Source organism: Thermomicrobiales bacterium, assembly GCA_041390825.1.
Lineage (GTDB): Bacteria > Chloroflexota > Chloroflexia > Thermomicrobiales > UBA6265 > JAMLHN01.
The window spans coordinates 113807-139624 of sequence record JAWKPF010000012.1 but is presented as its reverse complement, the minus strand read 5'-3'; the positions used below and the strand labels follow the sequence as shown (position 1 = coordinate 139624).

Annotated in this window: 17 protein-coding genes, 2 tRNA genes and 3 rRNA genes; 5 read left to right on the top strand and 17 right to left on the bottom strand. The window is 62.0% G+C overall.

Translation table 11 applies throughout. From position 1 onward, the window contains the following. Positions 1-923, top strand: a 923-nt coding sequence (locus R2855_08200; protein MEZ4530998.1) for a response regulator transcription factor, incomplete at its 5' end; no start/stop codon positions are given. Between the two features lie 87 nt (positions 924-1010). Here the strand turns inward: R2855_08200 and R2855_08195 are convergent. Next, positions 1011-1646, bottom strand: coding sequence for a cyclodeaminase/cyclohydrolase family protein (locus tag R2855_08195; protein MEZ4530997.1), 636 nt, complete (start codon positions 1644-1646; stop codon positions 1011-1013). Between the two features lie 116 nt (positions 1647-1762). Here R2855_08195 and purH point away from each other — a divergent pair, with 116 nt between their 5' ends. Further along, entirely contained in the window at positions 1763-3295 is a 1533-nt protein-coding gene (purH, locus tag R2855_08190; protein ID MEZ4530996.1) for a bifunctional phosphoribosylaminoimidazolecarboxamide formyltransferase/IMP cyclohydrolase, read from the top strand. A gap of 18 nt (positions 3296-3313) precedes the next feature. On the opposite strand, the gene R2855_08185 is transcribed toward purH, so the two are convergent. The 6 genes from R2855_08185 to R2855_08160 all read right to left on the bottom strand — a co-directional run bounded on the left by R2855_08185 (position 3314) and on the right by R2855_08160 (position 10188). Next, positions 3314-4564: a zinc-dependent metalloprotease gene (locus R2855_08185; protein MEZ4530995.1), complete on the bottom strand. Its 1251-nt coding sequence runs from the start codon at positions 4562-4564 to the stop codon at positions 3314-3316. A gap of 227 nt (positions 4565-4791) precedes the next feature. Further along, positions 4792-4909 (bottom strand): 5S ribosomal RNA (rrf, locus tag R2855_08180). 106 nt (positions 4910-5015) lie between these two features. Next, positions 5016-7989 (bottom strand): 23S ribosomal RNA (locus tag R2855_08175). A 222-nt stretch (positions 7990-8211) separates the two neighbouring features. Further along, a tRNA-Ala gene (locus tag R2855_08170) sits at positions 8212-8284 on the bottom strand. Between the two features lie 13 nt (positions 8285-8297). Further along, positions 8298-8371: transfer RNA gene (locus R2855_08165), tRNA-Ile, on the bottom strand. Between the two features lie 314 nt (positions 8372-8685). Continuing rightward, a 16S ribosomal RNA gene (locus R2855_08160) occupies positions 8686-10188 on the bottom strand. The 16S, 23S and 5S rRNA genes sit together here with 2 tRNA genes alongside, the layout of an rRNA operon. A gap of 593 nt (positions 10189-10781) precedes the next feature. Here R2855_08160 and R2855_08155 point away from each other — a divergent pair. Next, positions 10782-11552 carry a gamma-glutamyl-gamma-aminobutyrate hydrolase family protein gene (locus R2855_08155; GenBank protein ID MEZ4530994.1) on the top strand — a complete coding sequence of 257 codons (771 nt, stop codon included), beginning with the start codon at positions 10782-10784 and terminating at the stop codon, positions 11550-11552. Positions 11553-11606: 54 nt separating this feature from the next. On the opposite strand, the gene R2855_08150 is transcribed toward R2855_08155, so the two are convergent. Further along, a complete protein-coding gene (locus R2855_08150; GenBank protein ID MEZ4530993.1) occupies positions 11607-11945 on the bottom strand; it encodes a hypothetical protein in 339 nt (112 codons plus the stop codon). Between the two features lie 107 nt (positions 11946-12052). Between R2855_08150 and R2855_08145 the strand changes: the two genes are divergently transcribed. Further along, positions 12053-12940 carry a sigma-70 family RNA polymerase sigma factor gene (locus R2855_08145; protein MEZ4530992.1) on the top strand — a complete coding sequence of 296 codons (888 nt, stop codon included), beginning with the start codon at positions 12053-12055 and terminating at the stop codon, positions 12938-12940. Positions 12941-13003: 63 nt separating this feature from the next. On the opposite strand, the gene lon is transcribed toward R2855_08145, so the two are convergent. From lon to R2855_08130, 3 genes are all read right to left on the bottom strand, one after another. Next, positions 13004-15601, bottom strand: a complete 2598-nt coding sequence (lon, locus tag R2855_08140; protein MEZ4530991.1) for an endopeptidase La — start codon at positions 15599-15601, stop codon at positions 13004-13006. A gap of 3 nt (positions 15602-15604) precedes the next feature. Continuing rightward, positions 15605-16075, bottom strand: coding sequence for an Hsp20/alpha crystallin family protein (locus R2855_08135; protein MEZ4530990.1), 471 nt, complete (start codon positions 16073-16075; stop codon positions 15605-15607). A gap of 391 nt (positions 16076-16466) precedes the next feature. Then, positions 16467-18248, bottom strand: coding sequence for a putative glycoside hydrolase (locus R2855_08130; GenBank protein MEZ4530989.1), 1782 nt, complete (start codon positions 18246-18248; stop codon positions 16467-16469). 227 nt (positions 18249-18475) lie between these two features. Between R2855_08130 and R2855_08125 the strand changes: the two genes are divergently transcribed. Further along, on the top strand, positions 18476-19465 hold the full coding sequence (locus R2855_08125) for a polyprenyl synthetase family protein (GenBank protein MEZ4530988.1): 990 nt from the start codon (positions 18476-18478) through the stop codon (positions 19463-19465). Between the two features lie 105 nt (positions 19466-19570). On the opposite strand, the gene R2855_08120 is transcribed toward R2855_08125, so the two are convergent. From R2855_08120 to lspA, 6 genes are all read right to left on the bottom strand, one after another. Continuing rightward, a complete protein-coding gene (locus tag R2855_08120; protein MEZ4530987.1) occupies positions 19571-20164 on the bottom strand; it encodes a hypothetical protein in 594 nt (197 codons plus the stop codon). Positions 20165-20198: 34 nt separating this feature from the next. Beyond that, positions 20199-21125, bottom strand: coding sequence for a nucleoside hydrolase (locus R2855_08115; protein MEZ4530986.1), 927 nt, complete (start codon positions 21123-21125; stop codon positions 20199-20201). Beyond that, on the bottom strand, positions 21122-22849 hold the full coding sequence (locus R2855_08110; GenBank protein MEZ4530985.1) for a thiamine pyrophosphate-binding protein: 1728 nt from the start codon (positions 22847-22849) through the stop codon (positions 21122-21124). The genes R2855_08115 and R2855_08110 overlap by 4 nt, the downstream gene beginning before the upstream one ends. A gap of 115 nt (positions 22850-22964) precedes the next feature. Then, entirely contained in the window at positions 22965-24290 is a 1326-nt protein-coding gene (locus tag R2855_08105; protein ID MEZ4530984.1) for a DUF4147 domain-containing protein, read from the bottom strand. Next, entirely contained in the window at positions 24287-25255 is a 969-nt protein-coding gene (locus tag R2855_08100) for an RluA family pseudouridine synthase (protein MEZ4530983.1), read from the bottom strand. Before R2855_08100 ends, R2855_08105 begins: the two co-directional genes overlap by 4 nt. Next, positions 25252-25761, bottom strand: coding sequence for a signal peptidase II (gene lspA / locus R2855_08095; GenBank protein ID MEZ4530982.1), 510 nt, complete (start codon positions 25759-25761; stop codon positions 25252-25254). The genes R2855_08100 and lspA overlap by 4 nt, the downstream gene beginning before the upstream one ends. Positions 25762-25818 lie beyond the last annotated feature (57 nt).

Below are 25818 nucleotides of genomic sequence, written 5' to 3'. Positions count from 1 at the left end.
CCGGACTCGATTTGGCGCGGAAATCCGGCGCCGAGGAGTGGGTCGGGCAGGCCAGTTTCAGTATGGGTGTCGTGGAGCAAGATCGAGGACGTCCCGAGGCGGCGCTTCCGTTCTTCGAATCGGCGCGTGCGTCATTCCTCGCTACCGATCGGCCGGTCTTCGCCGCGGTTGCGCTGAACAATATCGGGCTGGTCACGGCGCGGGCAGTATCTCCGGAAGCCGGACTGGCGCTGATCGAAGAGGCGCGTCGCGCGCATCGTGACCTGGGTTTCGCATTCGGTGTGGCCCTGGCGGATCGATACGCCGGCCAGGTGCTCATGGCGATGGGCGAGCTCGAGCGTGCCCGAGATGCACTGCAGTCCAGCCTGATGCTCGATTCTTCGATCATGCAGGGCTGGCATGTTGCCAACGCGATCGAGACCCTGGCACTGCTCGATGCGCGAGCGGGAGAACTTCGGCAAGCCGCGTTGCTGGCGTTCGGCGCCGATCGACTGCGTGAGGAGATTGGTGTGCCCTTGGAGCCCGCTCTGCAGCCGGAGTGGGCTGGGTTGCACGAGACGCTTGCAAAGCAATTGCCGGCGGATGCCCTCGTGGGTATCCAGGCAGAGGCGAGGTCGCTTGGAACTGCCGGACTCATTGCGCGAGCTGCTGCCAACTACGATCCACGGGAGGCTGATTCGCTCGAACAGGGTCCGAAGCCCGAGCTCTCGATACCGAGTCAACCACTTACCGCAAGGGAGCTCGAGGTGCTTCGGCTCATGGTCGACGGAAACACGAATCCGGAGATCGCGGATACGCTCTTTATCAGTCCACGCACGGTCAGCGTGCATGTCACGCACATTCTCGAAAAGTTGGGCGTCGAGAATCGCTCGGCGGCGGTGGCGTTCGCGTTGCGAACGGGCCTTGTCTCCCCTGATGAGTGATCTTGTCCCTTCTGGCACCCGCCAGCGGAGCCAGATCACTGCGAATCAGGGTGGCAGCGGTCTTGTGCCCGAGTCGGGCGCGCCGAGCTACGATGACCTGAGCGCAACAGCGTGCGCAAGAGCCTCCATACGCGCGTCGAGATCGCGTCGCACGGACGCAACCGCGTGCGTGAATCGATCACGGTTCTCTGGCGTTTTCATCGCGCTTGCATTCGCCTCGATGTTTTCGATCGACCCCAGGACCATCGCCTGCACAAGAAATCCACCGGTCATGAGGTCGCCGAGCGCGTGTTTCGTGCCGATCGATGAGGTCAAACGCAACGTGTCGAGCGCTTCCAGCCCAATCTCCGCCATTTCGAGCGGTACCTCTGCAGCGCCGATTAGCGCACTTTCGATCGATGCACGCCGGGCGGCTTTGTCTGATTCGGTCGCGCGAGGGAGACTCATTGCCGATCGGTAGTGGGCAAACGCCTTCTCGTCGCGTTCTGCCAGGTTCAGCAGATCGCGGCCCATGCGTTCGAACGTGCATGCGAGGTCAGTCAACTCGGTGCTAGCCCCGTGTGTCGCCGTCAAGCTGCAAACCATTCTGCCAAGCGAACAACCAAGCGAGCCGGCCAGTCCAGCGGCGCTTCCTCCGCCGGGAGTCGGCGTGCCGTCGCCGAGCGCATCGAGGTACGCACCGACTTGCCGCGCACGAAAGGTTGTCGAGTCGATGGTCGTCACGTGTTGAAGTCCTGCGCGTTTACGATCAAATCGAACCGGGCCCGTGGTTCGAGGTTCGCCCGGGGCTAGACTACCACCGGTTGAGCATTCTTCGATCGAAAGGATTGCGGGTTTCTGTGCGAGCGCTGATCAGTGTCTATGACAAGACGGGGATTGTGGATTTTGCGCGCGAGCTGAACGGCCTTGGGTGGGAGTTGCTCTCGACCGGGGGCACCCTGAACGCATTGCGCGAAGCCGGAATCCCGGTAGTCCCGGTGGCGGACATGACGGGTTTCCCAGAGATCCTCGATGGACGTGTCAAAACCCTGCATCCGATGATCCACGGCGGCCTTCTTGCTCGTCTCGAGGACCCTTCGCATCGAGCACAGCTCGCTCAACATGGGATCGACCCGATCGGCATGCTCGTGTCGAATCTCTATCCCTTCGAGCAAACGGTTCTTCAGCCAGCAATCACCGACGACGAGGCAATCGAGCAAATCGACATCGGTGGTCCGGCAATGTTGCGGGCGGCGTCGAAGAACCATGCTCATGTCATCGTCGTGGTGGATCCGGCCGATCAGGGCGCGGTTCTGGACGCACTTCGAGCGGGAAGCGTGGATGATCGACTGCGGAGATCACTCGCAGCCAAGGCGTTTCAGCACACGGCAGAGTACGACACGCTTGTCAGCGCATACCTGCGAAGCGAAGACAACGTCTTTCCCGATGAACTCACCATTGCTGGCCGGAAGTCGTTGGATCTGCGCTACGGCGAAAACCCACACCAAACCGCGGCCGCGTATCTCCGCCTTGCTCCTGGAGTCTCCCCGCACGGAGTGCTCGCTGCCGAGAAGCTGCACGGCAAGGAACTCTCCTACAACAACTTGCTGGACGCCGATGCTGCCTGGAGCGCCGTGCAGGGCTGGGACCGGCCAGCGGTCTCGATCGTCAAGCACATGATTCCCTGCGGACTCGCGGTGCGGGACGATGCGGGCGCGGCGTACGACCTCGCACTCGCCGGCGACCCCGTTTCCGCCTTTGGCGGCATCGTGGCGATCAATCGCAGCGTGGATGGCGTCCTGGCCGAGAGGCTGAGGGAAACCTTCTATGAGGTCATTCTCGCAACCGACTTCGAAGAGGACGCGTTGCAGACGCTGGCTGCGAAGAAGAATCTCCGCCTGCTTCGCATGTCGCCATCGGATCTGGAGGCTGATCGTGCCCTCTCCGTGCGTTCGATCCAGGGCGCGCTGCTGGTTCAGGAGCCGGATGTGCTGGCGGACGATGCGACGACCTGGGAGGTGGTCAGCGATCGCCCACCCACTGCATTAGAGCAGCGAGACCTCGAGTTTGCATGGCGTGCCGTTCGTCATGTGAAGTCGAACGCAATTGTGCTGGCTTCCGATCAGGCGATTGTCGGCGTTGGCGCCGGACAGCCCAATCGGGTGGAAAGCGTGCATATCGCAGCCCGGAAGGCAGGAGAACGCGCCGCTGGCTCAGTTCTTGGCAGCGACGCCTTCTTCCCATTCCCGGACGGTGTGGAAGCGGCCATCGCCGCAGGCGTCACAGCTATCGTCCAGCCAGGCGGCTCGATGCGGGATGAGGCGGTGATCGCGGCGGCGAACGCTGCCAGCGTCGCCATGGTTTTCACGGGCAAGCGCCACTTCCTGCATTGAGCGATCGCCTGGCGGGAGCTACGACGCTGCCCGTCGGGACCCGTCCATGTAGTCGATGCGCTCGATCCAGGACTGCGGATTGCGGAGCTCCTCCGAGGTTGGCATGTAGTCCGGACCGGTCCAAACACGCACCGCGAAATCATGACCTCGTGCGGCTACGACGGCATCGATGAATTGCTCGCCCAAACGGTACTGCTCGAGCTTGACATCCAGGCCGGTGAGCTTGGCGAAAAAGATCTCGGCCTGGCTCCGATGCGATTGGCGATACTCGAACTTGCGACTGATTGGCTCGTAACTGTCCAGGAGTTCGCGGCCAACGGCGTTCATGACGTGATTCGAATAGCCCTCGATTACGGACATCATCGTCTGCATCTTGTTGAACAGCGCACGCTGTTGCTCATTCATGAGGTGTTCGATCCAGCTCGAGCCAGCGTCTCCCGAACGCGCCCGCTCGACGAAGATCTTGAGATTCTTCAACCCTTGACCGAGGAGCGCGGCGTCTTCCTTCAGGTAGCCGAAGTACTCCTCCAGCATGCTGTTGAAGTAGGGGCGTACCCAGGGGAAACCCTCGAACTCGAAGACATGCGTCGTCTCGTGGAGCGCCAGCCACATGCGGAAGTCAGCAGCGGGAAGACCGAGCGTCGACTCGATATGCTTGATGTTCGGTTCGACATAATAGAGTTTGCCGCCGCCGATCTGCTCGCGTCCCAGGAGAGCAATGTCGTATTGCCCGAGAACCCGGCGAGAGAGATATCCAAGGAGGATGCCAACTTCGAGACTGACCACCTTGCGATTGACGCCGGCCATGATCCCAGATCCGGCGTTTTTCTTGCTGTCGCTGTGCGCCAACGCCTCGAATGGCGCGAGCATGTCGCGAAACGCATCGATATTGGCATTGATCCAGTCGACACGATCGAATGCAAGCGTGGGAACGGTCTCGGTGGGGAGGGACACGCCAACATATGCCTGGACGATGGGCATAGCCCGCTGTACCAGGGCGGTGTATTCGGCATCCAGCCGCTGTCGTTCGACGGCTGTCAAGCTGGCAGCTCGGTTCATGTTGACCGCAATCGAGCGGGCTTGCTCCCAGTCGATCAGGGATGAGTGATCGCCTGGGAGATCGATCGATGTTGGGTGGTCAGATGCCGTTCGCCCCGCGCGGATGCGATTGGCGGCCCAGGCGCCGGCGGCCGTTCCGGCAACGACGCCGGACGCCAGTACCCGCTTGCTGGGGCGATAGACGGTTCGATTGGTATCGGTGTTTGTCACTCAGGTTCCTTCATAGTTGCGCCAACGAATATCCGGGCGCAACCTGAAGAGCCTACGATGGAGCGGGAGTTGACGTCAAAGCGAGTGCCGATCTCAGATGGTTCGGAATCCGAACAAGAGCGCTGTCAGGTCTGTCCGGATGAACGCAAAGAGGACGGCGCCATTGGCGCCGTCCTCTTTATTTGCTTCGGATTCCTGCAATTCCCGAAGTGGGAGCCGATCTGGGGGGCTCGCAGCGGCCTCGCCTCCCGTGGGGCAACCCCACAGTACTCTCCGGCGCTGCGGTGGGTCACGACCGGGTTCGGGATGGGACCGGGTGGGGCCACCGCGCTCTGGGCCACGAGCCCCCCGGATCGGCTCCGGGATTCGCAGATGGGTGGGACGATGGGGGAGGGGTTCTCCCGGGAGGGAACAAGGCAAAAGCTGGAGGAGGGGGCGCTGGTCCTGGTGCTGGGGACCGTCCTCGGCCATGAGCACGACTCGGCTCCGGTCTGTTGCCAGCCGTCCACCTGTCGCCTCGCAACCCGGTCATCTTCCGGGGGCCTTACTCGTTTTACGGATGGGGATACTCGTCTTGCGGAGGGGTTCCCACTTAGATGCTTTCAGCGGTTCGCCCGTCCGAACGTAGCTACCCAGCGGTGCCGGTTGCCCGACAACTGGTCCACCAGCGGTTCGTCCAGCCCGGTCCTCTCGTACTAGGGCCAGCCCCGCGCAATATCCCAACGCATGTGGCGGATAGAGACCGAACTGTCTCACGACGTTCTGAACCCAGCTCGCGTACCGCTTTCATGGGCGAACAGCCCAACCCTTGGGACCTTCTCCGGCCCCAGGATGCGACGAGCCGACATCGAGGTGCCAAACCCTGCCGTCGATGTGGACTCTTGGGCAGGATCAGCCTGTTATCCCCGGGGTAGCTTTTATCCGTTAAGCCACGGCCCTTCCACTCGGAACCGTGGGATCACTAGGCCCGACTTTCGTCCCTGCTCGGCCTGTCTGCCTCGCAGTCAAGCTCCCTTGCTGCCCTTGCGCGCTCCGGCCGATTGCCATCCGGCCTGAGGGAACCATTGGGCGCCTCCGTTACATTTTGGGAGGCGACCGCCCCAGTCAAACTCCCCACCAGCCGCGGTCCCCGGAACGTCGATCAGACGCCGGGTGAGGACGACAGTGCGGTCAGGGTGGTATTTCAACGATGCCTCCCGGCAAGCTGGCGCCTGCCGTTCACCGGCTCCCACCTATCCTACACAAACCACACCCTCGCCCAACGGCAAGTTGGAGTAAAGCTCCACGGGGTCTTTTTGTCCTGCCACATGTCACCGGTATCTGCACCGGTCTTTCAGTTTCGCCGGGTCCCCCGTCGAGACAGTGCCCAGATCGTTCTACCTTTCGTGCGGGTCGGAACTTACCCGACAAGGAATTTCGCTACCTTAGGACCGTTATAGTTACGGCCGCCGTTTACCGGGGCTTCGGTTTGGACCGTGAAGCCCGCCCCTTAACCTTCCGGCACTGGGCAGGTCTCAGCCCCTATACATCCACACGAATTCGTGTTGGCAGGGACCGGTGTTTTTGGTAAACAGTCGCCTGGGCCTGCTCGCTGCGGCCCCCTCGAGCTCCGGACGCGATGGTCCTTCACCCTACCGGGGCGTCCCTTCTCCCGAAGTTACGGGACTAATTTGCCGAGTTCCTTGACGGAGGTTCTCCCGTCCACCTCGGTATACTCTACCAGCCCACCTGTGTCGGTTTGCGGTACGGGCGCTGGCGTTCCTGGCTAGAGGCTTTTCTTGGCAGTTCGGACTCAATCCCTGCGGCTTGGGTCGTAACCCGCGCCTTCCCATCACCTCTCAGTCATCGCCCGGACGGATTTGCCTATCCAGGCTCCCTACAGGTTTGGAGGGTCTGCACCCCGGGACCTATCCCCCTGCGTCCCCCCATCGCTCGTAACGGCTCGCCAGCGGGACCGGAATACTAACCGGTTGTCCATCACCTACGCCTTCCGGCCTCGGCTTAGGCCCGCCTCACCCGCAGTTGATCAGCATGGCTGCGGAACCCTGGGGCATTCGGTGGAGCAGATTCACACTGCTCTCGCGCTACTCGTGCCGACATTCGCACTCCTGGCCCCTCCAGGTCGGCTTCCGCCTCCCCTTCACCGGCGACCAGGACGCTCCCCTACCATGCGGAATCCCGCATCCACGGCTTCGGCGCTGAACTTAGCCCCGGTGGATTGTCGGTGCCGCGGCACCATCGACCAGTGAGCTATTACGCACTCTTTCAAGGATGGCTGCTTCTAAGCCAACCTCCTGGTTGTCTGTGCACCGCGACCGCCTTGCCCACTCAGTTCAGACTTGGGGACCTTAGCCGGTGGTCTGGGCTGTTTCCCTCTCGACAATGGAACTTCGCTCCCACTGTCTCACTCCCGGGTACACACCACGGCATTCGTCGTTTGGTTCGGGTTGGTAAGCGGCAAGCCCCCGTGCCGATCCGTCTACGCTACCTCCGTGGCATTCTCACTTCCCGGGGCTGCACCTAAATGCATTTCGGGGAGAACCAGCTATCTCCGGGTTCGCTTGGCATTTCACCCCTACCCACAGGTCATCCCTGCCCTTTGCAATGGACACGGGTTCGGGCCTCCACGCGCGTGTTCCGCGCGCTTCACCCTGCCCATGGGTAGCTCACCCGGTTTCGGGTCATTTGGACGCGACTGGCCGCCCTTTCGGACTCGGTTTCCCTCCGGCTCCGGCTGTCGCTGCCTTAGCCTCGCCACGCCAAAATACTCGTCGGCTCATTCTACAAAAGGCACGCCGTCACCCTGTGGTAACCCACAAAGCTCCGACCGGCTGGAGGCACACGGTTTCAGGATCTGTTTCACTCCCCTCGTCGGGGTGCTTTTCACCATTCCCTCACGGTACTGGTTCACTATCGGTCGCTGGTCGTATTTAGCCTTGGGAGGTGGTCCCCCCAGCTTCCCACCCAATGTCACGTGTTGGGCGGTACTCACGGTTCCAGATCACTGGCGACCCCACGCCGTCGACTACGGGACTCTCACCCTCTGCGGTGCGCCGTTCCAGCACGCTTCGTCTGACGTCAGTCTGTCCCAGCGAGGGATGGGTATCCCCCTCCATCTGGATCGTACAACCCCACTACGGCAGCGCATACCCGCTCGTACGCCGTGGTGGTTTGGGCTCTGCCCCGTTCGCTCGCCGCTACTGAGGGCATCCTCTCTTTTCCTCAGGGTACTGAGATGTTTCAGTTCCCCCGGTTCCCTCCCCCCAACAGGGGGTGACGGGCCATCACGCCCGCCGGGTTGCCCCATTCGGAGATCTCTGGATCGCCGGCTGCCAGCGCCTCCCCAGAGCATTTCGTCGCGTGGCCACGTCCTTCATCGGCGTCCAGCGCCAAGGCATCCACCGTGTGCCCATCATTCCGGTCGCACCAGCTCAGGCGCCGGCGCCCCGTTTCCTCCAGCTCGCCTCGTTCCCTCCCGGGACAACAGGCAAGCCAGCCCTGATCTGCTCCAGATCAGGATGATGTGCTGTCGCTCCCGCCAGGCAGGACGTGCCAGCGGGAACGTCTTGTTCCTCGTTCTACCGGTTCCGTTGGTCCAGAACCGGCCGATCTTCATCGTCCCTGAATTGTCAATGTGCCGACCGCAGTGGAGCCGCGGGGGCTCGAACCCCGAACCTCCGCCGTGCAAGGGCGGCGCTCTCCCAGTTGAGCTACGACCCCCGGTTCGGACCGGTGGGCGCACCTGGACTCGAACCAGGGACCTCGGCCTTATCAGGGCCGCGCTCTAACCAGCTGAGCTATGCGCCCCGCATGGACGCGCTGCCTGCGGTACCTCGGTTGCCTGTGGCCTGTCCGGCCAGACGGCCGAAGATGGAGGACACCCGTTCGCCTTCCCCGCAACCATCTGCATGGTCCGGCAAGGTGAGGGGGATCCGACGCGCCCACCGGGCGCAAGGGTGACACACGCCTCCGCCGCCCTCGCTGCCCATCCGGCGCCACTGCCCAGCGCTGCCAGTTCCCGTATGCGGAAACGAGCGCTGCGTGGCTCGGTGCCCGGATGACCAGGTCATCGGTCGACGGCCTGACCTGGGTTGCGCCTCCGAAAAGACGACACTCCCTAGAAAGGAGGTGATCCAGCCGCAGCTTCCGCTACGGCTACCTTGTTACGACTTCGTCCCAATCACCCGCCCCACCCTCGACGGCTGCCCTCTTGCGAGTTGGCCCACCGGCTTCAGGTGTTGCCGGCTTTCGTGACGTGACGGGCGGTGTGTACAAGGCCCGGGAACGTATTCACCGCGGTAGTGCTGACCCGCGGTTACTAGCGACTCCACCTTCACGCGGGCGAGTTGCAGCCCGCGATCTGAACTGAGACCGGGTTTGTGGGATTCGCTCCACCTTGCGGTTTGGCAGCCCATTGTCCCGGCCATTGTAGCGTGCGTGTAGCCCAGGATGTAAGGGCCATGCTGACTTGACATCATCCCCGCCTTCCTCCGGCTTGCTACCGGCAGTCCCGCCAGACACCCACGTAACTGGCGGCGAGGGTTGCGCTCGTTGCGGGACTTAACCCAACATCTCACGACACGAGCTGACGACAGCCATGCAGCACCTGTGCGACACCCTCGAAGGACGCTCACTTTCATGAGCCTGCAGTCGCATGTCAAGCCCTGGTAAGGTTCTGCGCGTTGCGTCGAATTAAACCGCACGCTCCGCCGCTTGTGCGGGCCCCCGTCAATTCCTTTGAGTTTTAGCCTTGCGGCCGTACTCCCCAGGCGGCAGACTTATCGCGTTGGCTGCGGCACGGAAGGGGTCAAGTCCCCCCACGCCTAGTCTGCATCGTTTACTGCGTGGACTACCGGGGTATCTAATCCCGTTCGCTCCCCACGCCTTCGCGCCTCAGCGTCAGGTCCGGCCCAGTTGGCCGCCTTCGCCACGGGTGTTCCTCCCGATCTCTACGCATTTCACCACTACACCGGGAATTCCACCAACCCCTGCCGACCTCAAGCCCGCCAGTCCCCGACGACCCTCCCCGGTTGAGCCGGGGGCTTTCACGTCAGGCTTGACGAGCCGCCTGCGCGCGCTTTACGCCCAGTAACTCCGGACAACGCTCGGCCCCTACGTATTACCGCGGCTGCTGGCACGTAGTTAGCCGGGCCTTCTTCCTCGGGTACCGTCACTGCTTCGTCCCCAAGAAAAGGGGTTTACGCCCCGAAAGGTGTCATCCCCCACGCGGCGTTGCTCCGTCAGGCTTTCGCCCATTGCGGAAAACTCCTTGCTGCTGCCTCCCGTAGGAGTGGGGGCCGTGTCTCAGTCCCCCTGTGGCTGGCCGTCCTCTCAGACCAGCTACCGATCATCGCCTTGGTAGGCCGTTACCCCACCAACCAGCTAATCGGACGCAGGCCCCTCCATCGGCGAGTCCGAAGACCCTTTCCTGATCTGGGCTACCCCCAGACCAGCTCATGCGGAATTACCCCGCGTTTCCGCGGGCTACCCCCCACCAATGGGCAGGTTCCCCACGTGTTCCTCACCCGTCCGCCACGTTGTCCCCCGAAGGGGCCACGTTCGACTTGCATGCATTAGGCACGCCGCCAGCGTTAATCCTGAGCCAGGATCAAACTCTCCACCAAAATTGCTGCCTGTCCTTCCGAAAAAGCGACAGGACTTCTGTTTCACGTTGTGCGTGCGTCATCCACGATGCGCCCCGCTCCCCAACCGTCCCACTCGAACGCCTGGGTCGCCGGACGCGTCGGTCCTCCATCTTCGGCCGCCCACTCCGGCCCAGCGACACCCCAACGGACCACCCGGATCGCTTCCGATCCCCCGGTCTCGTCGTCGTGCCTGGCCTGGCAACCAACCTGTCAAGGTGCTGCGCTGTCATCAGCGCGCGGGACAAAAGAAAACCGCCCTGTTTTGGGCGGGCAGCGCTTGGCCTCGAACGCATTTGCGTCTCGGCTCCGATCGTCTCCGACGATCTACAAAGCGACACCCTCCGGTCACTCGCCCGCGCACTTCGGCGCGTGTCAGCACTTGCTGACGGAGGGAGATTATAGGCATGCCCGTACACAGGTGTCAAGGGAATTCGGAAGGGATTTTCGAGAAGTCCGGGACCCCGCTGAGCATCCTTGCTAGCGGCCCCCGAACACGCGGTGATTGGAGGCGAATCTATACTTTCGATAGCGGAACGCTAGACCGGTCTTCGTTCAGGAAAGGCATCCATCTCGTGGCCAATTCGCCCGTCATCGGCATCACCTCTGCCCTCATTGCTGAAGAGCAGGATTACGGTCTCATGTACCGGCATCGCGTCTCCGCCGACTATTCCGAAGCCGTCCTGCAAGCCGGTGGATTGCCCATCATTCTGCCACCGCAAGACGGGACCATCGCCCAGCTCCTCGATCTCGTCGACGGGCTCATCTTTAGTGGTGGCGCAGATATCGACCCAGCACGCTACGGTGAATCCGACGTCCATCCCATGACCTACGACATCAGCGACGAACGCGATCGCTTCGAGATCGATTTGCTGAAGGGCGCCGTCGAGCGGGATATGCCGGTGCTCTGTATCTGCCGCGGCATTCAAGTGCTCAATGTCGCGCTTGGCGGCTCGCTCATTCAGCATATCGACGATCGGGTGGATCGAGCGCTCCCCCACCGGCAGCATGAAGTCGGCATCATGGGCTCGGAATCGAGCCACGATGTCACATTCAAAGCTGGGAGTCTTTCCGCGGAGGTCTTTGGATCTTCCTCCGTCCCGGTGAATTCGCTGCATCATCAGTCGATTGCCGCGCCAGCCGAACTCGTCCAGGTCGAAGGGGTCTCGTCCGACGGCGTCATCGAATCCGTTTCGGTTCCCGGCTGCCGTTTCGTCCTCGGGTTGCAATGGCACCCGGAGCTGCTTTTCAAGACGATGCCCGAGCAGCTGCAGCCGTTCGAGGCGCTCGTGGCAGCGGCGAAGGCGAACGCAAGCGAACCGGTTGCGGCGCTCTCTCGCTCGTAGAACATCAGCCGGGACAGGGAGATCCGGTCGATTCCCTGTCCCGCATTCCTTGAGCTAGCCCTGGGTTGCTGTGTACCGCAGGCCGATGGGATTGCCGTCGGCGTCGGCCAACACGGCGATGATGAGTCCCGGAGCGACCTCCGCTGGAGACTGCGTCACCGTTGCTCCCGCGGCCGTTAGCGATGCGATGCTCTCGTCCAGGCTCTCCACATCCCAGTAGGGAAGCGGCCCAACTGTGCCGTTTGGATCGAGTCCAAGTTCCCCCTCACCTGTTCTGAACCCAACGTAGTACGCCGAATCGACATAGGGGTCGACGCCGAGCAACGCGCGATAGACGGCTTTCGCCGAATCCAACTGTGAAACCGGCATCACGATCAACGAAGGAAATGCCATGCGCTTGTCCTTTTCCAGTACGATGAATCGACGGTTCGCCGTCCGAACCCGGCCCCGTGTCCACGGAGTTCATCGACATGACGAAACGCAATAGGCAAATGTGACCGGTGGCCACCAACGACCCCACTGCCATCTTCGAAGCCGAGCGATCTCGCCTGCGAGCCGTAGCCACGGGCATCCTGGGTTCTCCCCACGAAGCCGACGACGCCGTTCAGGAAGCATGGTTTCGACTCGACCGGGCCGACGTTTCTGAAATCGATAACGTGAGCGGCTGGCTGACCGTGGTGGTATCGCGCATCGCGCTCGATCACGTCCGAGCTCGGACCAACCGGCGGGAGACTCCCATCGACACTCCTGCGGCTGCCGCCATTCCCGGCGAGCGATCGGCCGAATCGGCGGTGCTCTTCGAGGAATCCGTCTCTGAGGGCCTAACCCACGCCCTCGATCGTCTGTCGCCGCTCGAGTCGGCCGCCTTCGTGCTCCACGATCTGTTCCGGCTTCCGTTCGACGAAATCTCCACCATCATCGAGCGATCGCCAGACGCCACCAGAAAACTCGCCAGCCGCGCGAGAGGGAAGGTCGCCGCTGATGAGATCGTTCCCCCGGTCCGGAGTCCATCGCATCGCAGCATCGTCGAGGCCTTTTTCGCTGCTGCGCAAAGTGGCGATCTCGCCGGGTTGATCGCGCTGTTAGCGCCGAACGCGACGCTGCGCGCCGACCATTCGGCGGTCCAGATGGGCATTCAGCCCGAGTTCCATGGCGCGCCTGCTATTGCTCAGCAGTTGAACGGCAAAGCGCACGCCGCACGGATCGCATGGATCGATGGCGCTCCCGGTGGAGTCTGGGCGCATCGCGGCGTTGTCAAGGCTGTCTTCCGGTTCACAATCGAACGTGGCCAGATCCAGGATATTTGGTTGCGAGCTGACCCGGACTATCTGGAATCGACCGAAATCGAGGTCGAACCCGCTCCGAAGCGAAGAAGCTCCGTCGCATGAGGAAAAAGCCCCCTTCCTTTCCAATGTCGGGAAAGAAAGGGGGCTGATGAGACTCGAACGTTGCTAGACCGCGGCGGCCAGTTCGTCCGCGCGCGGAGTCTTGGCGGCTTTCCCGCCCGCCAGCAACGGTTTCCGGTTCTTGTTGAACTTCGGCGGCATGACCGCCTCGAGCACGTCGTCCATGGTCTTGACCGGAATGAAGGTCATCTTCTCCTTCAGTTCGGCCGGAATGTCGTCCAGATCGACTTCGTTGCGATAGGGCAATACGAAGCGCGTCAGTCCAGCGCGATTGGCCGCCAGCGACTTCTCCTTGATGCCACCCACCGGCAGCACCTGGCCACGCAGCGTGATCTCGCCGGTCATCGCCACATCATCCAGCACCGGTGTGCCCGTCAGCAGCGAGATGATGGCGGTCGTCATCGCCACACCCGCGGACGGACCGTCCTTCGGCACCGCGCCAGCGGGCACGTGGATGTGGATATCGGAGTTCTGGAAGAACTCGGGATCGATCTTCAGATCGGACGCGCGTGAGCGAACGAACGAGAGCGCGGCATGCGCCGATTCCTTCATCACGTCACCCAGTTGTCCTGTGACCTGGAGCGATCCCTTGCCGGGCATTCGTGTGGCTTCCAGGAACATGATGTCCCCGCCGACGCCAGAGACTCCGACGCCGATCGCCACACCAGGTTGACTGGTGCGCGCCGCCAGCTCTTCATAGAAGAAGCGCGGCCGGCCCAATGCATCGCGCACTTGCTCGATTCCGACCTCGGCCGGCGCGTCTTTGCCTTCGGCAACTTTGGTCGCGATCTTTCGTGCGACCGAGCCGATCTCGCGCTCCAGCGAGCGAACGCCTGCCTCACGCGTGTAGTGCTGAATGATTTGGAGCAGTGCTTCGTCCGACCATGGCAGCTCGAGATTCGCGATCCCGTTCGCCTTCATTTGCTTCGGCACAAGGTACTTGCGCGCGATGTTCAGCTTGTCCTCGTCGGTGTACCCGGCGAGGTTGATAATCTCCATCCTGTCCCGCAACGGAGCCGGAATCTGGTCCAGCATGTTCGCGGTCGCGATGAACATCACCTTGGAAAGGTCGAACGCGACATCGAGATAGTGATCGCGGAACGAGTTGTTCTGCTCCGGATCGAGCACCTCCAGCAGCGCGGAAGACGGATCTCCTCGCCAGTCGGCTCCCAGCTTGTCCACCTCGTCCAGTACGAAGACTGGATCGTTGGTGCCTGCGCGGCGAATCGCCTGGATGATGCGTCCCGGCAACGCGCCGACATAGGTGCGCCGGTGGCCACGAATCTCAGCCTCGTCGCGCACCCCACCCAGCGACATGCGGGTCAGCTCACGACCGAGCGCGCGCGCAATCGACTGCGCCAGGCTGGTCTTGCCAACGCCCGGAGGCCCAACGAAGCAGATGATCGGCTCGCGATTGAGCGTCAGATGCGCATCGTCAAGAGGTTCCTCGTCATCTGCATGCTCGGCACGCAACGCGGCCAACTGGTCCTGCTTGAGTTTGCGCACCGCCAGGTATTCCAGGATGCGTTCCTTGACCTTCTCGAGGTCGTAGTGGTCTTCGTCCAGAATCTCGCGGGTCTTCTGGATATCGATCTCCCCTTCGGTGCTCTTGTTCCAGGGAAGCGCCGTCAGCCAGTCGAGATAGGTCTTGATGACACCATATTCGGCAGCAGCAGGCGGCAGCTTGCTCAGACGATCGAGTTCTCGACGCGCCTCACGCTCTGCCTCTTCGGGCATGCCGGCTTCTTCCACCTTCTGCCGGAGTTCGGTGATCTCGGCTTCGGTTTCGCTTTCCTCGCCCAGTTCGCGCCGAATCGCCTTCAGCTGCTCGCGCAGGTAGTACTCCCGTTGCGACTTGCCAAGCTCTTCCTGCACCTCGGACTGCAATCGCTTGCCAAGTTCGAGCACATCGAGCTCTTTAGTGATGAACTGGTTCAGATAGGTGAGCTTGTCCTGCAGGGTGTCGATTTCGAGCAACTTCTGCCGCTCTTCCGGCTCCATGCGCAGATTGCTTGCCACCATGTAGGCCAGGTGCTGGGGATCGTCGATGTTCAGGGCGGCCGTCACCAGCTCGTCCGGCAGGTGTGGAACAAGTTCCACCAACCGCTGGAAGAGCTCCAGTGTGTTGCGGCTCAGCGCCTGGACTTCGGCAGAGTCGGTCTGATCCTCGGGCAGGCGGCGGACCTTGGCGACCAGATAGGGCTCTTCGGCCACCCAGTCGACCACCTGCATCCGCTCGTTGCCCTGAATGGCGAGACGCACACTGCCGTCCGGCACGCGCATCATCTGCAGAATGGTGCCGATAACACCGATCTGATGCACCTCGCCGGGCCCGGCGCCCTCTTGCTCGGCATCGTGCTGCAACACAACCCCGACCGAGCGGTCACCGGACATCACTTCGTCGATCAGGCGCAATGAACGCGCCTGAGCCGCGGCCAACGGAACAACCGTCTGTGGAAAAACGACGGTTCCGCGCAACGGGAGGATGGGCAAGACGATCTCTTGCTGATCGATCGGCAGCCCGGTGGATCCGGCTGGACCAAGCTCGATCACACTCGCGGCCGCGGCATTCACGGCACTCTCGTTCACGTTCTTTTCCTTTTCCTTGTCTTTCGACTTGTCTTTTTTCTTGTCCTTGCCCATGCCCTACTCCTGTCCGTCTGTCAGTGCGGACGATCCGGCGCGCTTGGGAACGATGGTTCGCGAGCGAACGCGTGGTAACTCGATACGCAACAGGCCATTGGTGTATTCAGCAATCACCGCGTCCAGGTCGACCGGAAACGGCAAGTAAATATCCGCGCCAAACTCTCCATACGGAATCCCTATCTCCCGAAAACGACGCTGCATACCGGCATGCGGATCGGTGCGCGTGCCTCGGATCGTGACCATCTCGCTATCGGCGATGATGGCAAGGTCGCTCTCGCTTACTCCGGCAATCTCCGCCAGAATCACGAGCGCGCCCTCGGTCTCGTAGACCTCGATAGGCGGTCGCCAGGCTCCCCGGGTTGGCGATGGGAAGCGAGGCCGGGCCGGCAACAGCGCGCGGAATACCTCTTCCATCTCCTGTTGGAGACGTTCGGGATTCCGGGCAACCGTCCGGCGAACGAGTACAACCATTGAACGGGACCTCCTCTTCGACATGCATGGGCGCGGTGAGAATATGGGGCCGAGCCGAAGCCCGCTAGAGCGGTCTGCCGGAGCCATCGTGCCGGTTCGCGCCATGATCGAGCTGATTATACAAGAGAAAGCGGATTCTTGCTATGGCTCGTATCAAGTATTGATTACGATTCGTAAGCGATTGTAGCAGACCATAGGTCGGATCTCGGTCTGGACCGTGTGCCGGCGGACGCTCATTCGTGGATCCCGAATGGAGCGGCAATCTGCGCGAGATCACTGGAGCCTGGAGGCGTGATCGGACGGGTGCGTCCTTGGATGCGGCGCCACAAAGGCGTGAAGGCTCGCCTGCTTCGGGATTTGGGACATGGCCCCGTTCCCAGCCGCGATCAGCCTAACTCGCCGGATGCTCTCCGCTGCCATCACCCAACGCGCCAGCCGTGAACGAGCTGTCCGGGTTCCAGAGCATCCAGCCACTCGCACCTGCTGCGAGAGCAGCGTCGATCTGGGCTTGCACCTCGGTCACGCCATAGGGCGGATCGCCCATCGTGAAGTCCTGGATCCAGGGGCGAATCTTCAGCACCTGACCCGGCACCTTCCCTGCCGCGGAGTTCATGGTAATGAGGACCGTGTCGTACGGATTCGCATTCGGCGATTCGTCCATGCCGAGCGGGCCAGCTGTGAAATGCGATGGGTAGATCATTGGACAGATGTAGTCGACCACATCGGTGAAGTCCGCGAACCGCTGGCCAATCCCCTGATCGTCCGGGTAAATCGCAACGATCGCGAAAACATCGGCCGCGGTCTTGACGCCATGCGCAGTCAGCTGGTCGCGCGCCATCGAAAGGAAACTCTTGATCGTCTCGACCCGCTCGTCCTCAGAGTAGGTGTATTGCGTGCCAAATTCCGCGTTGCTCAGATCGCCATCGGACGGAAATCGGACATAGTCGAACTGGACTTCATCGAAGCCCATCTCCGCGGCTTCGATCCCAAGATCGATGTTTGGTTGCCAGAGCTCCTGGTGATAGGGATTCACCCATGCAGCCCCATTCGAACCCCGCCAGACCTCGCCCGTCGTCGTCTGGATGGCGAGATCCGGTCGATTCTCCGCCACTACTGGATCGTTGAAAACAACGATACGGGCGATGGTGTACAACCCCGCGTCCTTGAACCGCTGCACCAGCGTCACTGGATCGAATGCCGGCATGACTGCGTTCGCATCGATGAAGAACTGGACACCGGTGTCGTAATAGACCGTCCCCTCCTTCATGTCGATCACCACCGCGTTGACGTCCGTCGATTGCGCCAGATCGATGATGCCCTGGATCGCCGATTCGTCGGCCAACCGTGCGCCGGTCAAGTAGGCCGCGTTGATGTTTTCACGCTCCATGGTCACGGTCATGGCGGGGCCGGAAGGCACGCTCTGGTCGGCGTAGCCTGAAGCCCAGACCTCGACGTCGCTGCCGGCGGGGACGTTGGCCAAAGTGAAGCTTCCATCGCCCGCGGTGCGAGTGAAACTGCTGCCGGAGAGAATCGTCGCGTCGAGAATCGGTTGACCAGCGGCGTCCGTGACGACACCGGAAATCGTGTCACCTGTTGCCGCCGCAGTTCCGACAGACGCGACAGTCGGCGCGATCGTGGCGGCAGTAGTCGGCAAGACATCAGGCTCGCTGGTTGCCGCAGTCCCCGAGGTCGCATCTGGGGGAGCCACGTCACCAGCACCCGTGGTCGGCGCAGCCACCGGTTGATCACTGTCCGTCGACGAGGGAGGCGCCGGATTGAGCGCGATTCGCTGCCGGTCATCGACGTTGTCACCGGCGGTACCGTAGACCGGCTCGTAACCTTCGGCAGTGATCGTCAGATCGACGGGACCATCAGGAAATGCGAGCGCAACGGAGCCATTCGCATCGGTTGTTGCGCTGCCGCCGGGATAGCCCACAATCGCTCCGGCCAACGGCTGGCCGTTTTCCGCGCTGGTCACCTCGAACGTGATGACTCGCCCCTCGACGGCAGCGTTATTGTCGTCCCCGCGAATCCCGAACCACCATGTCAGCGCCCAGGCGACGAGCGCGATTGCGAACAGCGAGCTGAGCCACCAACTGACGCCTTCCCAACGGCGACGACGTCTCGCGAGTCGGTACGAGCCGTAGGGATTCCGAGCGGTGCGATCGTACAAAGCGGTTGAATCCAGCGTAGAAGAACCTCCGGCAAGCCGCGGGAGGTGCCACGACATTCTACAACCGCGTCAGAAAAATACGCCGGAAGTGTCACAAGAAGGCCGCAACGTTTCCCGCACGAGGTCGCGTAACGAATTGACACGCCTGTAGTGGTACTTTGATAATCCACTAAAGAAGCGGTCGAACTTCCGGCAGTTGAGCGAAGTTGGTCAGGAACGGAAACAGGGTGCTCCAACGAACTGACGTCTTCGCGGAAATGCGCGGCGACTTGCAACGGGTGTCCGATCGGGTCGTCGACGCGGCACGGGTTCCCTACCCCCAAATCTCCACCATTCTCGAAGAGATCGTGCGCTCAGGTGGCAAACGCTTGCGTCCGCTGCTCGTCCTGTTGGCTGCGCGTGCATGGAACTACGACCAGTCGTTCGAGACTCTTGTATCAGCCGCGGCCGGCGTGGAACTGCTGCACACCGCGTCACTGGTGCATGACGATGCAGTCGATCATTCGGCTTTCCGGCGCGGTAAACCGACGCTGAATTCACAGGTCGATACCGCTGCCGTCATCCTGGTCGGCGACTATCTCTTCGCGCAATCCGCCATTCTGGCCGCCTCCACCAACAACCCTCGCGTCGTTTCGGTCTTCTCCAACTCCCTCGGCGATATCTGCGATGGACAGCTGATGGAGATGATGGACGCGCGCAAGCCCGAGCAAACCGAGCGACAGTATCTGGCACGGATCTATGGCAAGACGGCATCGCTCTTCGGATGCGCTGCGGAAACCGGCGCCATCATCGGTGGTGCGCCAGAAACCGCCATCTCCGCGCTGCGCGGGTACGGCGACGATCTCGGTCTGGCCTTCCAGATCATGGACGATGTGCTCGATCTGACCGGAGGGTCGGAACAGCTCGGAAAACCGGCCGGACACGATCTGTTGCAATCGACCATTACCCTGCCGGTGATTTACTACCTGCAGCAGGTCGATGCCGGCAGTCCTGCATGGTGTGACGTTCAGTCGATCGTCGATCGCTCGAACCAGGAAGAGGCATTCGTCGCGCACGTACTCGACAAGATCCGCTCGTCTGGCGCTGTCGAGCAAGCGGTCGCGCGGGCCGATACCTACATTTCGCAAGCGCGTGCCCGACTCGACCTCGTTCCTGATCCCGAAACCCGTGAGCTGCTCTACGAACTCGCCGAGCAAGCGGTGCGTCGGACGTCATAGGGCAACCCAGGCGAGTCGAGCGATCGGATTCGAGATCGATCCGCGCAATGCCGGACCCGCGCCGTTCGTTCTGGCGGCGCGAACAGTTCTCGTGATTCCTCGCCTCTACAGCGCGACCAGACTCGTTTCGTACATGCGCGAGAAGAGCCGGTTCCACGACGCCTCGGTCGGATCGATGGTGCGCAAATCGGCCTCGAGTTCAGCAGGCATCTCAGGCGTCAGCAGGATGGTCGCCCGGCGGTTGGCATATCGTTGCTCGACGGTGCGATCCAGAAACGCCGCTTCATGCGACTGGCGCGGTTTCAGATCGGTCACGACCAGGAGTTCCGATGATTGGCATCGGAGCCACACGTGATCGGTGACTTCACGGGCAAATTCGAACTCGCGCCGCAACCGTTCGTTGTCCCGATCCTCTTTCACCTTCGGTTCGAGTTCGGGCAACCCGATTTCGTTCACGTAGGCGCTCAGCGCGAAGTCTCGCCAGGGCATCATGCATGCGTCGACATCGCCAGCTTCGTCCAGCCGTCGTTCGATGAAGGTGGAGATCCGTTTGCCGCGGGTTCCTTCGGCGTTGAAGATGAACCACCCTTGCCCTTGCCGCAACCGTTGTTCGAACGCATCGAAATAGAGGCTCAGCCGCTGCAGCAGATCGCGATCCTGAACCGGCGCCTTGTCGACGAGTTCGGCTGCTTCTGACATCGGGTACCTCCTGTTGCGAGCACCTGGTTTCGATCTACGAAGGGCGCGGTCCGATCCCGAGCCGCTGATAGAAACGCTCCATAAACGTCAACGCATCGACTGATTTCGAGACGCGCACCCGGTCTCCCGGCACGAGCCGGGTTTGGCCGCGGTGAACCTCATCGAGCGGAACCTGGATATCGTGCGTCTCCCACTCGATGAGCGTGGGGTCGAGCGCCGCAGCGACTGCCATGGCGTCATGAATATAGGCCGTGCCGCTCGAAGGATCTTCGATGCGCGACCGGTAAAGTGTCTGGATGACCTCCGCCGGGGCGGAATCGGAGCTCGTCACCAGTTCCCACACCTCGGGCGAAACCGGCGCTTCATGCGTCACATCGAGACCCACCGCATAGAACTCTGTGAACCCGGCGTCGAACACCTGTTGTGCCGCCTCCGGATCCACATAGATGTTGAACTCGGCATGGCGGTGGGGCTTGATGTTCCCGGGCGTCCAAAATGCGCCGCCCATGATGACGAGCCGCTTGAGCAGCTCGGGAAGGTCTGGCTGGACATTGAGCGCGATCGCAAGATTCGTCAACGGTCCCAGGCAAACGAGCGTGAACTCTTTCGGCCGTGCAAGGGCATGGGCGACGATGGATGCCGGTCCCTTCAACTCACCCGGCAAGCGTTTGCTCCGCGTCAGATCGGCTCCGCCGACGCCATTGCTTCCGTGCGCGTGAGCTGCAGTGAACAGATCCCGCACCAGCGGCCGGGATGCTCCGCGATACACCGGAACGTGCGTCGCACCGAGAAGGTCCAGCACATCGAGCGTGTTCCGGGTCGCGTTCTCGATCGTGGTGTTTCCCGCCACGGTGGAGACCGATACGAGATCAGCGTCTGGTGAATGCACCGCCAGCGCGATGGCCGCGGCATCGTCGATACCGGTATCGACGTCCAGCAGAATGGGTATCCGGTCGCTCATCGGACCACTCCCAGCTGCTGCGCTCGTTTGGCTTCGGCCGCGATCCATCCCGCCACCGGAGGCGTCTCGGTTATCTGCGACTCGGTTACCACATCGATGAACCAGGGCCGGCCGTCGGCAAGCGCGTTCGCCAGTGTGCGCTCGAAGTCGCCAGGTTCTGTGATCTGGGTCGACTGGAACCCAAACCCACGAGCAATTCCGGCGTAATCGACCGGGTTGAAATCGACCGAGAAATACTGATCGCCGTGGTAGAGATGTTGCAGTTCCTTGATCCAACCGAAGCTGCTGTTGTTGCAGTGAATGAAGACGATCGGCAAGTTCAGCCGGGTGATCGTCTCGAGCTCGCCGCACGCCATGCCGAAGCTGCCGTCGGTGGTAAATCCCACCACACGCGCGTTTGGTCTCGCCTTGGCCGCGCCCACGACGGCCGGGATCGCATAGCCGAGGCCGCCATGCGCGCGCGGAATGATGGTGGTGCGGCCAGGTCGGTTCAGACGGTACTGGGCGCCAAGATAGGGTGTTGGAGTCCCGGGATCGGCCACGATCAGCGTGTCGTCATCCAGCAGCTTGCGCATTGCCGCCACGATCACTTGCGGTTTCATCGGCACGTCGGTTTGCAATGCCTGCCGCCGCACATCTTCCCAGTAGCGATCAGCAACAGCAACCAGTCCATCGATTCGCTCGCGGTTGCGTGCGCCAACCTCTTCCGGCCGGTCGAAAGCGGCCAGCAGATCGATCAGTGTCAACCCGGCGTCGCCCGCAATGGGAACCACGAGCCGATAGTTGTTGCCGATCTCGAAGGGTTCGACATCGATCTGGATGACTGCCGGAGGATCGCCAATGCTTGGCACCGACCAATGATGCGTGGTGGTCGAATCGGTTCGGCTCCCGACGTAAATGATGAGATCGGCATCGGAAACAACATCGTTGGTATACGCGCGCGCGCCGTTGCCTCCCACGATGCCGATCGAAACACGGCTCGTTTCGGCGATGCTGCCCTTGCCGTTGATCGAGGTGGCAACCGGGATGTTCAAGGTCTCGGCGAACACCGTGAGCGCATCCCACGCATTGCCGGTAACGACTCCTCCGCCTGCAACGATCACCGGCCGGGCTGCCTGCTCGATGGCGCGCGCGGCTCGTTCCACCAGCTCCGGATCAGGACGCGTGCGCAACACCGGAACCCGCGACAGCTCCGGAACGCCGTAGACAGAACGGTCGTCGGTCTCACCCTCAAGGCTGTCGGTCGGAAGGGAAAGATGGACCGCTCCGGGGCGGCCAACCGTTGCCATGCGGATCGCGCGACGTGCCATCTCAGCCATCGTAGACGAGGAATTGACGCGCGCGTTCCATTTCGTCACTGGTCGGAAGAGCGATTCCTGGTCGAGTTCGGTGAGCACGCCGCGCTGATGTTGCGAGACCGGTGTATCCGACGTCATGCAAAGCACCGGAATGGCAGACCCCTGCGCTTCCGCCACTCCTGGCAAGATATAGGTCGCTCCGCCTCCGCTCGGCCCTTCACAGACCCCCAGACGGCCCGACGCTCTGGCGTAGGCATCGGCCATGAACGAGGCTGACCGCTCGTCCCGCGTCATGATGTGCTCGATCCGATCACGCCGGGCGTTGAATGCATCGTAGAGCGCCATCCCGGTGTCCCCGGGAAGTCCGAATACATGCTCGATGCCGCTTTCGACGAGTACGTCGACGAGTGCCCTTGCGCCTTGCATCGGGGTGGGGTCCCTGTCCTTTCGATAGGATCGATCGTGTTGCGTTGACTATAGCAAGCGGCCAGCGATTTCGGCACTCTCAGGAATGCGCACCGCCGACATTCGATCCGATTGCTTACTGGAAGAAGGAACGGCGTACGCCGACGTAGAGATCGTTGACATTGGTGCCAGAGGGTCCGGTTATGACAAGCCCTCCCACCCTGGCAAAGAAGGTCGCGCTGTCGTTTTCCGAGAGCGCGGCCGCAGGATCGATGCCAAGCGCTCGCGCGTCGCGGATGGTCCGGCGGCTGGCAATGGCGCCCGCGCTGCCGCTGAAACCGTCTTGCCCATCGGTTGCGAGACTGGCAACTACCCATTCGTCGTTCTCTAGCCGATCGAGCTCCAGCGCGGCAGCCAATGCAAACTCGGTGTTGCGGCCACCCACCCCTGAGCCGCGCACGGTGACGGTAGTTTCTCCGCCACCCCACACCACGGCGGTCCCGGCTGGTGTCGCCAGCAACGTCGCGACCCATGCCCGCGCTTCCTCTGCTGCTTCTCCGTCCAGCAGCTCGCCGACAACTGCCGTAGGGGCGCCCGAAGACAGAGATGCTCGCCGCGCCAGTTCGATCGCGAGCGTGACATCGCCAACAACCTCGACCTCGTCACCCGGAAAGTCCCACTCGGTGGTTGTGGCCGCTGCCTCGTTCAGCGCCGACCGAATTCGTGGGGAGACGCTTTCACGCAAGCCGTACAGATCGAGTACCGCGAGCGCCGCCGCTCCGGTGACCGTTGGTTCCACCGTTGGGCCACTGGCGATGATGTGGACGTCGTTGCCGAGCACATCCGAAAGAATCAAGGTGACGAACCTCCCCGCCGGAGACCTGCGACGAAACGCTCCACCCTTGACCTGGCTCAATGGAATCCGGACCGTGTTGAGATGCTGAATCGGCGCCCCGGCGCCGAGCAACAAACGGGTGAGCTCGGCAAAGTCCTCCAGGGTAAGCGGATCGACCGGCGCCTCGAAGAGCGCAGAACCCCCTCCGGAGATCAACGCGACGACCATGTCATCCGGTTTCAGTTGCTCAACCGCCCGGACGATCGCGCGTGTGGCCTCGATGCCCCGCTGATCCGGGATGGGATGTCCGGCGCGAAAAACGGTCCAGCGCTCGTCGAGTCCCGACGCGTCCGGTCCGTCGACGGTGAGCACGAACCCGCGCTCGAACTGATCCCCAAAGAGATCCTGCGCTCCCTCGGCCATCGCAATGGCGGCCTTGCCGATCGCAACCGGGAGCAATTCGCCGCCATCGGCACCAATGACAGGCCGTTCACAGCCGGCAGACGCCGTTCCTGACGGCTTGTAACTCTCATCCTGGAAGCTGGCGGCCCGACTGGCCAGGCGACGCGGGGCAAGCTGCACCAGGATCTCGCGGAACCACTGCTCGATGCGCGCTTCAGGGGTCATCGCGGCGTCTCCCGGCGAACTTCTGCCAGCGTGCGCTCCAGTTCGGGCGGAAGTGGCGATTCGAAAGTAGCGCGCTGGCCGCTGGACAACCGCAGTCCCAATCGCCAGGCATGAAGGAACTGACGTTCGAGCCCCAGGGTCGGCCAACTGCGATTGGCATAGAGAGGATCTGCGACGACCGGATGTCCAATGAACGCCAGATGGACGCGAATCTGGTGCGTGCGGCCGGTCTCGATTTCGACATCGAGATACGTGGTCGCATCGAACCGTTCTTCGACCGAGAAGTGCGTAACCGCCGGTTTTCCGGTGGCAATGATGGCCATGCGCTGGCGGTCTGCCGGATCCCGGCCAATCGGCGCATCGATGGTCGCTTCGTTCTCTTCGATCTGCCCATACACCAACGCCTTATATCCCTTCTGGACCGATCCATCGGCCCATTGTTCCAGCAAGAGCCGCTGGCCGACTGGTGTTCGGGCAATGACGATGAGCCCCGACGTGTCCTTGTCGAGACGATGGACGATTCCGGGACGGTTGGAGCCATTGAGCGCAACCTCCGGATAGCGGTAGAGGAGCGCATTGACCAGCGTGCCGTCGGCGTGACCGGCTGCAGGATGCACCACCATCCCAGCCGGCTTGTCGATGACCGCGATATCCGCATCCTCGTAGACAACCGTCAGGGGGATGTCTTGTGGCTCGATGTCATGGGGCTGCGGCGCAGGCAGTCTCACCTGAATCTGGTGAGCGGGCGCGATCTTGAACGTCCGCTTGCGGGGCGCGTTGTCGACCAACACGTTGGCATCCGCGATTAGCTGCTGGATGTAGTTGCGCGACAGATCGGGAAGCTGCTTTGCAAGAAAAACATCGAGCCGCTCTCCGGCATCGACCGATTCCGGCCGCAACTCGAAAAGATCGGCGCCCGAGGCATCATCTTCTTCGACGGCGACGGGATCGTAGTGGTTGGTCATGGGGTATCCGATGACTCGTTCCGCGATCGGAAGCTGCACGCGATCAGAATGACCGCACCAACGGAGATGGCGACATCGGCGAGATTGAAGGAGGGCCAGGGTCCGATGGAGATGAAATCGGTAACAGTCGCGTCCCCGATTCGATCGAGGAGATTCCCCGCCGCCCCTCCAAGCACCAGACCCGCTCCAAGCGCCCAATCGGCGCCCCGGCGAGCGTTGAGTAGCAGGACGACCATCAGTGGAACGATGATGATGCCGGCCAACACACCCGCGATGGTGGACGAGCCGCTCAGAAGACCGAACGCAATTCCGCCATTAGTTGCGTACCGCAGTTCGACCATCTCCCCAATGATGGGAACGGAGACACGATCCGAGCCAGGGCCAAGTTCGCGAATGATCAACCACTTGGTGAAGGCATCCAGCAAGATCATCGTGAGCGCGACAACCCCTGCCAGCGCCACGCAGCGAAGTGCCGCAGGAGTCAGGGAGATTTGCGTAGAGGGCATCGACCGGCTCATAGTCAGGTGAGTGTAGCCGGGGATTGGAGTCCCGGTTAGGGCGAA